Annotated in this window: 9 protein-coding genes; 2 read left to right on the top strand and 7 right to left on the bottom strand. The window is 62.9% G+C overall.

Features of this window, described 5'->3' with window-relative positions:
• Positions 1–335 precede the first annotated feature (335 nt).
• The 7 genes from HX839_RS26155 to HX839_RS26185 form a co-directional block, all read right to left on the bottom strand.
• A complete protein-coding gene (locus HX839_RS26155) occupies positions 336–716 on the bottom strand; it encodes a hypothetical protein (protein WP_003207261.1) in 381 nt (126 codons plus the stop codon).
• 14 nt (positions 717–730) lie between these two features.
• A complete protein-coding gene (locus HX839_RS26160; RefSeq protein ID WP_008433173.1) occupies positions 731–2011 on the bottom strand; it encodes a type II and III secretion system protein family protein in 1281 nt (426 codons plus the stop codon).
• Positions 2008–4146: a type III secretion system export apparatus subunit SctV gene (gene sctV / locus HX839_RS26165; RefSeq protein WP_008433174.1), complete on the bottom strand. Its 2139-nt coding sequence runs from the start codon at positions 4144–4146 to the stop codon at positions 2008–2010. The genes HX839_RS26160 and sctV overlap by 4 nt, the downstream gene beginning before the upstream one ends.
• Positions 4143–4478: a lipopolysaccharide assembly protein LapB gene (locus HX839_RS26170; RefSeq protein WP_003207267.1), complete on the bottom strand. Its 336-nt coding sequence runs from the start codon at positions 4476–4478 to the stop codon at positions 4143–4145. The genes sctV and HX839_RS26170 overlap by 4 nt, the downstream gene beginning before the upstream one ends.
• On the bottom strand, positions 4478–4834 hold the full coding sequence (locus HX839_RS26175; RefSeq protein WP_003207269.1) for a hypothetical protein: 357 nt from the start codon (positions 4832–4834) through the stop codon (positions 4478–4480). Before HX839_RS26175 ends, HX839_RS26170 begins: the two co-directional genes overlap by 1 nt.
• A gap of 28 nt (positions 4835–4862) precedes the next feature.
• Complete coding sequence (locus HX839_RS26180; RefSeq protein ID WP_102369495.1) at positions 4863–5756, bottom strand: FHA domain-containing protein; 894 nt, start codon at positions 5754–5756, stop codon at positions 4863–4865.
• A 115-nt stretch (positions 5757–5871) separates the two neighbouring features.
• Positions 5872–6033 (bottom strand): hypothetical protein, encoded by a 162-nt coding sequence (locus HX839_RS26185; RefSeq protein ID WP_003207273.1) that lies wholly within the window; start codon positions 6031–6033, stop codon positions 5872–5874.
• A gap of 563 nt (positions 6034–6596) precedes the next feature.
• Here HX839_RS26185 and HX839_RS26190 point away from each other — a divergent pair.
• Both HX839_RS26190 and HX839_RS26195 read left to right on the top strand, forming a co-directional pair.
• On the top strand, positions 6597–9815 hold the full coding sequence (locus HX839_RS26190) for a type III effector HrpK domain-containing protein (RefSeq protein WP_177067931.1): 3219 nt from the start codon (positions 6597–6599) through the stop codon (positions 9813–9815).
• Between the two features lie 72 nt (positions 9816–9887).
• Entirely contained in the window at positions 9888–10340 is a 453-nt protein-coding gene (locus HX839_RS26195; RefSeq protein ID WP_008433180.1) for a winged helix-turn-helix domain-containing protein, read from the top strand.
• Positions 10341–10409: the final 69 nt, after the last annotated feature.

Here is a 10409-nt window from a genome sequence, read left to right on the forward strand (position 1 = left end):
CCCTAAGTGGCCGTTACCGCAGGAATGGATATGTACGCGGTAAGCTTCAAGATCCCGGTCGCCTACCAGTCCGCTTTCGCGAGCAAGCCCGCTCCCACATTTGGATGGTGGTGTTACAGATGGATCTGCTGGGCCTGGAATACCGCTATCGCAGGCAAGCCAGCTCCCACATTGGGTCTGTGGTGTGACAGATGGATCTGCTGGGTCTGGAATACCGCTATCGCAGGCAAGCCAGCTCCCACATTGGGCCTGCGGTGTGACAGATGGATCTGCTGGGCCTGGAATACCGCTATCGCAGGCAAGCCAGCTCCCACAGAGGACATGTGAACGCAGGTTCATTGCTCCGCTCCCGGAGCGCCAGCCTTGGCCTCTTGCTGAGCCTGACGCCGCTGCAACTGCTCCCGATCAAACCCCTCGATATACACCTGCGCCGCCCGCCCAACCGGCGCCGCCATCGCAGGCCCCGTCGCCCGCCCCTGATTCAAATCCTGGCGCTGCTCCACCATCTGCATCAAATTCAGATTGTTGGCGCAGCCCAACGGCAAGGTCGCCTTGAAATCCTCGTCCAGTCCAATCTCGTCCTTGGCCGGCGGCTGCTGGCACTGGCTTGGCACCCCGTCCGCCTGATACTGCGGCGAGTAATACACCGGCGCCAGATGCGTCTTGCAGCCCACCACCAACAGGGGCAAACACATCAACAAACGCGAAACTTTCATGCCATGCCCCCTCATCAATTCATGTAGAAACCAAACGCCCCACCACTGCGCGGCCCCGCCGCTGCGGCGGTCGCAGGCTGCGCATCCAGCGGCGTGGCCAGGGTGCGACTGCGCACCGGCTCCACCAGGTACGGCGTAATCAAAATCACCAATTCGGTTTCATTGCGCTGAAAACGCTTGGAGCGAAACAGGTTGCCCAGGATCGGCAAGTCCCCCAGCAACGGCAGCTTCTCGATGTCCTGGCTGCTCTCACGCTGGAACAAACCGGCAATCGCAAACGTCTGCCCGCTGCCCACTTCCACCCGCGTATCGGCGCGGCGCACGCTGAACGACGGCACATGGAAATTGCCGAAATCCACCGTGCCGCCACTCACCACACTGCTGACCTCAGGGCGCACTTGCAGGGCGATCCGGCCGTTGGGCAGCAGCGTCGGGTTGAACAGCAGCGACACGCCGAACGACTTGTATTCGATCCCCACCAGGTCCCGATTCACCGGCACCGGGATCGCCACTTCGCCGCCCGCCAGGAAGCTCGCGGTTTGCCCGGTCATGGCGGTGATGTTCGGCTCGGCCAGGATTTGCAGGATCCCGTTGGCCTGCAACGCGTCGAGCATGCCGTCGATATTGGTATTGCCCGAGCCGCTGCCCGCCGCCGCCAGGCCACCGGCGGTGGCGGCTGCCAGCGGTCCGCCGGTGATCAGGCCAAAGGAGAACGTGCCGTTGCTGAACATGGCGTTCCAGTTAACCCCGTAATGCAGCAGTTCCGAGCGGGACACTTCAGCGAAGCGCACACGCAAGTTGACCTGGGCTGCACCGGCGTACTCAGTGGTGTTGACCGCGCTCTGGAAGCCCTGGCCCTGTGGGTTGAGCAAGGCATTCAAATCCGTCGCTTCTCCAACCGAACGCACCGTGCCCTTGGCGATCAATCGGTTACCGGCACCGCTGATCTGCGCGCCATTGCCGGGATGCAATTCCTGCATCGGCGCAGTCACTGCCTGGGTCGCGCTACTGACCGCCAGGCTCAGGCTGGCAAGCTGTTTGCCGTCGCTGCCGAGGGCAATCAGGCTGGTATTGCCCGGCGCCTTGCCGAAGATATAGATCACCCCGGGCGACACCACTTGCAGGTCGGCAATCCCCGGCTCGGCCACCAGTACCGACTCCACCGGGGCCACAAAATGCAGGATCCGGCCTTCACCGGAGGCCAGGTTGATAGACCCCTGGGCACCGTTGGCGATGTCCTGGGCACTGCAGAAAAACGAGGTCAACGTCAGCAACAGCAGACAAAAACGGATCATGAGGCAGACGCCAGGGAAGTGACGGAAGCCGCGGCAGGTGCACGGCGGTTGGAGATATCGGTAAGGCTGATGGTCACCAGCGCTTGCAGGTTGTATTCGGTGGCCAGTTCGCGAAACGACAACACCGCCAGCTCCAGTTCACCGCGCAGCACCAGGCGCCGCAGGCTGCGGCGCAGTTCCGGGTGCACCAGCAATACCGCACTGTTGGCTTCAGTGGTTTTGTCGCAGGCCTGGCGCAGTTGGGCGAGCAACGCGCGGTTGACTTCCTCGGGGATCACTTCACGGCTGGGCTCCTGGCGACGCAGGGATGCACGCAACTGGTCTTCCAATCCCGGCGCCAGCACCAGGGCGCCAATCACCCGATTGCGGTCGGCGTACTGATGGCTGATCTGCCGCGCCAACCCTGCACGCAGGTGTTCGGCCAGGCGGCCGGCATCGGTTTCCCGGGCGCCCCACTCCACCATGGCTTCGAGCAAGGCCCGCTGATTGCGGATCGACACGCCCTCTCCCACCAGCAGGCGCAGGGTCTCGGCCACCCGCTGCAACGGCACCAGGCGCAGGGCTTCCTTGACCAGTTCGCCGTAGGTGGCTTCGGTGCGTTCGAGCAGCAGGCGGGTTTCCTGGATGCCGAGGAAGTCTGCGGCATAGCGGCGCAGGCTGCGTTCCAGCACGCCACGCAGGACTTCGTCCGGCAGCAGGAAACCGATGCCGGCGTTGCGCAACGCGTCTTCGTGCTGACGCTCGATCCAGTGCGCGGCACGACCGTTGAGGGGCGAATCGGCTTGCAGGGTGGCGATGTCCAGCAACTGCACATGCACCGGATCGTCCTGCAACAGCAGGCAGTTGATCGGCATCTCGCCTTCGCTGACGGGTACGCCTTCCAGTGACACGCGGTAGCTGCCCGGCGTGGCCTTGGCGTCCATGTGAATGCCCGGCACCGGCATATCGACGCCGAGGTCGCTGCGAATGTCGTGACACAGCGCTTCGATGCGTTGGCTCAGTAGTTGGCGCGGGGCGCTGAGGGCCAACGCACTGCCGAGGGTCAGCAATACCCGAGTGTCGGGGGCCACGCCATAATCCTGCTCGGCCTGCACTTCAACCACCGGTTCCAGGGTCTCGACCAGCGCTTCAGGCTCTACCTGGTTTTCACGGGTATGACGGCGGTACATCACGAAGGCCGCACCACCGAACACCAGCGACAACCCGAGGAACACCCAGGTCGGAAAGCCCGGTATCACGCTGACGCCGACCATGATCAGTGCGGTCAAACCGAGGGCGCGGTAGCTGGCACCCAACTGCTTGAGAATCTCGCTGCCGAGGTCACCCGCTTCGCCGTCGCTGTTGACCCGCGTCACCACGGTGCCCGCCGCTACCGAGATAAGCAGCGCCGGGATCTGTGCGATCAAACCGTCGCCCACGGTCAGCAGCGAATAGGTGTGCACCGCCGCGCCGAAGGCCATGTCGCGCTCGATCATGCCGATCAGCATGCCGCCCAGCAGGTTGACCGCGAGGATCACCAACCCGGCAATCGCATCGCCCTTGACGAACTTCATCGCCCCGTCCATCGCGCCGAACATCTGGCTCTCGCGCTCCAGGCGTGAGCGCCGGCGGCGGGCTTCGGCCTGGTCGATATCGCCGTTGCGCAGGTCGTTGTCGATGCTCATCTGTTTGCCGGGCATCGCATCCAGGGTGAAGCGCGCCGCCACTTCCGCGACCCGCTCGGCGCCTTTGGTGATCACCACGAACTGCGCCACGGTGATGATCAGGAACACCACCATGCCCACCACCACCTGGCCGGCAATCACGAAGTCACCGAAGGCCTTGACGATATGGCCAGCGTCGCCGTGCAGCAGAATCAAGCGGGTGGTGGTGATCGAAAGCGACAGGCGAAACAGGGTGCTGAGCAGGATCAGCGGCGGCAGCGCGGAGAATTCCACCGAGTGGCCGATGTAGAACGCCACGATCAGGATCAGGATGCTCAGGGCGATGTTCAGGCCGATCAGCATGTCCACCAGGTAGGTAGGCAGCGGGATGATCATCATCACGATCGCCATCAGCATGAACGCGACGATGATCACGTCGGTACGCTGGGCGGCCATGCGCGCGATGCCGTTCAGGCGATTGAGCAGGTTCATGGCGCGGCTCTCCGTGCAGCGAGGTAGCGTTTGAAGCACTGGCGCGCTTCGTCCTTGCGTTCGCCGTACCACAGCGCCCGGGCACGCAGCAGCAACAGGCTGGCAGACTCACCCTCCAGCGCGACCAGCCGATCCAGGGCCGCGAGTGCGCGGGTGAAGTCGCCGCTGTCGGTGAACGCCAGCACCAGCGAGCGCAGCAGCAGGCCATCGTCGGGCGCGACACTCACGGCAATCAGCAACATCACCAGCGCGCGCTGGGACTGGCCGTTGCGCCGGTACAGCTCGCCAATGCCCTTGAGCAATTGCACCGCGTCGTCGTTGTCCCGGGGCATCAGGCCTGGACCTCCGAGCGTTGTTGTTCGAGGGTGCGGCGCATCTCGATTTCCTCGCTGATCAGGTCGTGGGCCAATGCCTTGATCTGCGGCTCGGCGTCGAGGTTCGGCAACAGGTGCTGCATCACGTGTTCCAGCAGTTCCAGGGAACGTGCGCTGCCGAACAGCAGCGAGTCGACGCCGGCGGCGCTGGTGAGTTCTTCCAGGTCACTGCGCAGGGAGCGGCGGGACTGGACCTTGCGGGTTTTCAGCAACGCTTCGAAAGCCGTGGCCTGGCGCGAGTTGACCGGGCGGATCGCCTCGACCGGCGCGCTGCGCACGTCACTTGGAATCAACGGACGGGGTTCGACTTTCATCCCGGGGCCTTAGCTGAAAAAAGCAGCGTCATAGGGTGAAGGTAAAGCGTTCTTCGCCACGGGCGAGGATCACCTGGTTGTTCTCGATGCGCTCCAGTACCCAGTTGTCCGCCAGGGCCGCGCCGGGGTACAGGCGCTTGCCGCTGTCATTGATCACGTAGGGGTTGGCGCCGAACCACACGGCTTGAAAGCGCACCCTTGGCCGGGCCGCATCTGCACGCACGGCGACCCGCGGGTTAAGCACGATCTGCTGGCCGTAACGCTGGTCGAAGGCTTGTTGCAGGGCGACCCATTGAGGCTTTTGCGCGCGCTCAAAGGAGCCGACGGCGTTGAGTTGGCCATCGATGTCGTTGACCTTCACGGCGTCCAGGTGGGCGGCCTGCAATTGCCCTTCGAACCAGGCCTTGGCCTCGGCACGGGAAGGCTTGGCTGCGGTTGTTTCGGCAACTGGCATTACGGTTTGCGCTTGCGGTGGATCATTGCGAAATGCCAGGGCGCCAGCGCACACAAAGAGCAACGCGGTGGCGATGATCCAGGGCGTTAACGTGCGTGTCGTCGCAGGCGTTTTTTCAGGGCTGCCCGGCAGCGCCAGGCTCACACCCGCCGTGCCGATACGCAGTTGCAGCGGCAGCCGCGCGCGATGGCCGCTGCCTTGGGGAATACGGATATCGCCGGCAGTGCCGGTGATCAGTACATCGCCGCCGAGGGCCTCGACGGCCACCTGGGCCCCTTCAAAACGCAGGCGCAGGTGCAACTCGGCAATCCCGGGATCGCTGAGCTGGAGGTCGGCCGCCAGGGCGGCGCCAAGGGTGTAGACCGGCTGGTCGAGCATCAGGGAACTGCCCTGGTGCAAACCGTGGGTCACAAGCAGGGTCGGCGCGCCGTTCGCGGCGGGCAGGCCCAGGGAAATCAAGGCTGTCATGGTTGGGTTTGCCCCCTTGAGAATCACAGGCCGCAACGACGCCTGTGCCGATCAACAACGGTGCAACGGGGTAAGGCAGGTATACGGGCAGCGCCGGCGCTGCCCGCATGGCGAATCAGTTCTGCGGACGCTGTTTGGTGGCGTCGAGCTCTGCTTTTTTCGCGGTGCTGATCTCGGTGATCTTGGCCGACTTCTCGATGGCCATGTTGAAAGTTGCTTCCATCTTCGCGATAGCGTCGTCGGCGCCGCCTGCACTTACTGGTGGAGTAGTAGCCATGTTCAATCTCCTTGCATCGATAGGGAAGTTAAGCCGCATGCAAACCGAAACAAACTCCCAGCGTCAGACAGTGAGTTGGCCATGCAGCCGTCGGTTTGCATGGGAACCATACTACTCACGAACAAAACGCCTTCGCTGTGAAAGCTTGTGAAACGTTCATGGCAGGTGCTGTGAAAAATCCGGCTCAACATGCCGTTGAGAAAATCTCATCGCCGCGCGGGCGTGGAACTTTTGTTAAAAAACCAATACACGACGAGACCCAATGTTTACGGGGGCACAACCTGAAAAACGAACCCACTCGAACAATTTATGAGCCAGTTACCTCTGGGTAAAAACGTTGATCACTCAACAATTCCAGAAAATAAACACGACAACTTCACACTTTTAACTAATAGCCATTTGCCCAACTTTGCAGATATTTCCATTTGTAACAAAACCGACTTGATCATCGCGTTTGATAGCTCGGCGCGGGTTAACCCAATAACACTTCGCAACTTTCGCCCGCCCCAGTTAGTGCACTTGCACTAAATATCGACTGATATAAAACAACTTCCAGGTGATCTATGACTGCGATCCCGAATGGCCTTGACCCTGCCGACAACAAGGGCCCGGATGGCTCCCGGAGCACGTTCGAAAAAGCCCTGTTCACCGCCGTCGACAAGCCGGTATTCGACCCCTCGAAAATCCGCGGGCCGTCCATTCCGCTGCCGTACCAGAACGTGCAGGCACCGGTGAACAACAGCATCACCTACACCCCGCTGGGCAGCGACAAACCGGTGACCCTCAAGCAGATCGACAACCCCAGGCTGTTTGAGCAATTGGTCAACCAGTACAACGCACAGCAAAGCGACGCGACCCTTGAGAAGAATCTGGCCGACAGCAAAGGCGCCGGCTACAAGGAGGCCGACGCCAGCACCGTGGCGCCTGGCCTGGGCAACTACAAGGCGATCGGCAGTACCACCGAATTGGGCCCGGGACTGATCCGCTACGAGACCAGTGCCGGCGACAAAATCGTGGTCAGCCAGAAGGAAACACCCGCGCTGTTCGCCCAGGTCAGCGGCGACTCGGCCAAGCTCTTTGCGATCAATGCCAGCCAGGCCGAGGGCTACCGCCTGGCCGGCCCCATGGAAACCATGGACCCGGCAGCGAATATCGGCCCGCCCGAAGAAGTCGGCCCGGGCCTGATTCGCTATACCACGGCGTCGGGCGACAAGGTGATCGTGTCCCAGGACATCACCCCCGCGCTGTACGACCAGGTGGCCAAACTGTATGCCGGCAGCATCGGCGCGGCGGGCGCCTCGGACACGTCCTGGATCGACACCTCATCGTTTGGCGTGTCGGGTGCCAAGGACTGGGACACCATCACCGGCAACACCAGCGGCACGCCGACCAAGGAAGAACTCGACCTGAACCGGCCCAAGGCGGCCGCGCAATTGCTCTCGCAAAACTGGGACGCCTGGGGCCTGCATGGCGCGCCGATCGACTTCGCCAACCCACCCACGACACTCCCCCCCGAGGCCCAGGCCGTACTCAAGTACGTGGCCAGCAGCCCGAGCCTGATGGCCGCGCTGGATACCGGCGGGCGTGGCAAGGCCGACAATGTGATCACCCATTCCGATGTCGACCATTTCATCGACAACGCCGGCAAGGACCTCGGCGCCGCGTCGAAATCCTATGGCAGTTTCCTCGGCAGCAAACCCGGTGACCTGGCCAAGGCGAATGCCAAGTCGGCGGCAATCCTGATGGCCAACGAGAGCCTGGCCGCTGGCGCAGGTCCGGCGATGCGCCCCGGTGACGCCAACCAGCGCAGCAACGACGGCATGCTGCGCAGCGACAACCTGCAAGCCTTGGGCAGCGATTCGGCCCTGAGCACCGAGCTGACCGGCGCGGCGGCCATGTGGTCCAGACCCGGGATGTTCCACGCCCTGGAAACCGGCGGCGACAACCCCGCCACCGGCAAGTCGGACGGCATCGGCACCCGCGACAACATCGGCGCCTGGCTCGAAAAACAGGCGCCGAAAACCGACAGCGACACCCTGACCTTCCTCGACGGTGCCGCCACCCGCGATGCGGTCGCAGGCGTCGACACCTCGGGCCTGACCGCCGACATCCTGGCCAACCCGCAGAACTACAGCGGCGAACAGAAAGCCGCGGTGCTGGTGCAGTTGACCGATGCACAAACCCGCCTGCTGGTCAGCGACTACGTGCCCCACGCCGGGTTGATGGACAAGTACACCTCGCCCCACTACGGCCTGAACCCCAACGAAGACAAGATCAAGGCACAGCTGCAAAGCGGCATCGAAACCCTCTCGGCCGACCCGGACGTGCAAGGCTTCCTGCAAAACAATCGCGGCCCGGCACTGGCCGACATCGTCGACAGCAACCCGGCGATGAAAGTCGCGATGCAGAACTACTACACCGACGACATCGAGACCGGCAAAAACCTCACCGACAATCTCAACGCCAAGGACCAGAACGGCAAGCAGATCGACATGGGCATGGGCCTGCAAAACGCGGCCAACGATACGACCATCGCCAACCTGGCGCTGGGGGGCAACGGTCATGTGGACCTGACCGGCATCGCCGACAAGGCCGGGCAAAGCGACAACATCCAGCAGTACTACAAAAACCAACTGGTGACCGGCAAGGCCTTTACCGACGCGGTGGCCGGCGGCATGGACCCCACCGTGGCGGCCAGCAGCTTCGCCGCCAGCACGGCCTCGGCCCAGGCCTTCCTCGGCGACAAGGCCTCGGCGGATGACGCCGCCACCTTGCAGGTGAATTTCAACGAAGTCCTTGGCGACGCCCTGCTCGGCGGCGCCACCACCGACACCCTGAACATCACCCTGGGGGACGGCAAGGGCAACTTCGACGAAGCCAAGGTCACTGCCGCGATCAACGACGCCCAGCAAAAAGACCCAGAGATGTTCGTCACCTCGGATGGCGGCAAGATCGACCCGGCGCAAGTGGTGTCGATGCTGCGTTCGGTATGGGACATCGGGCGCCAGGGCAACAAGATCGCCGACGCACTGCCCAAGGCCATCGAAGGCATGAAGTTCGGCGACGTCAGCCCGGCATTCAAGCAAGGCCTGTTGCACATCGGCAGCGCAGTGCTGATGAGCGGCGTGCTGATGGCCCGTTCGGCCAGCGGCAGCAACACGCCGGTGGCGGACGCGAACCGGGTATCCGCCGGGCTGCAATTTGCCGGGTTGTTGATGGAGGGCGGCACCAAATACGCCAAGGAAGCGGGTTACGGCATCACCTGGGTCAACCGCCCGGATGGCGGCACCATCGGTGACTTCCCCGGCAAGGTGCCGGTGGGCAAGGGTCCGCTGAGTCCGCAGCAAATCGCCAACCTCGGTGCGGCCGGCAAGATCATCGGTTCGGCGGGCGGGATTATCGGCGGTGTGATCGGGGTGATTGGCGGTGTCGACTCGTTGAAAAAAGGCGACTACCTGAGCGGCAGTTTCTCGGTGGCCACCGGCGTGCTGGGTACGGGTGCGGCGGTGGCCGGGTTGGTGGAAGCCGGGGCAGGGTTGTACGGGGCCACGGAAATCGGCGCGGTGGCCGGGACCATCAGCGGGATCCTCGGCGGGGCAACGGCGATCCTTGGCGGGATCGGCAGCGCGTTCCTGCCCTTCGCCCTGGCTGATGCCCATGGCAAGGCGCAGGACGCGTTCTATGGCCAGCTTGCGCCGGTGCTCAAGCAATACGGGTTGACTGGCGGGCCTACGGAGCCGGGTGATTATCCTGAAGACCCGATCCCGGCGATCAACACCTGACCTTCCCTTGCAGCCTTGCGCGAAGGGAGCCGCGCGGGGTTGTGTTTTTGAACATGCACAAAGGTTAATCACATGACGTATTCACACCGCGGCCACCTTGAAGACAGCGCTATTGAAATTCACTTTGGCCCTTATCGACTGCTGCCCCGACGTCATCTGCTGCTGAAAAACGGTGAGCCGGTGAGCCTGGGGAGTCGGGCCCTGACGTTGCTGATTGCCCTCGCTTCGCGGCCTGGTGAGCTGTTGGAGAAGACCCAATTGCTGGACATCGCCTGGCCACGGTTGGTGGTGGAAGAGTGCAACCTGCGGGCGCAGATCAAGGCGATCCGTCGGGCGTTGGGGGATGATGATTCGGTGTATATCGCGACGGCGACGGGCCAGGGGTATCGGTTTGTTGCGCCGACCTGGGTTGAGCGTGGGGCGCAGAAAAAGCCGGTGGTGTTGGGGGTTTATAGCTGTCGGCGTTGTTTGGGGGGTGAGGTGAAGCCGGTGCTCGGCGTGCGGCAGGAGAGGCTTAACAGTTGAGGGGGGGATTTGGATCGGGGGCATATCCGTTATTTGGGTGATGGCTTATATCGGTTCCGCTCTTACAGC

It is taken from the genome of Pseudomonas sp. I8001, from assembly GCF_013385345.1.
Taxonomy (GTDB): domain Bacteria; phylum Pseudomonadota; class Gammaproteobacteria; order Pseudomonadales; family Pseudomonadaceae; genus Aquipseudomonas.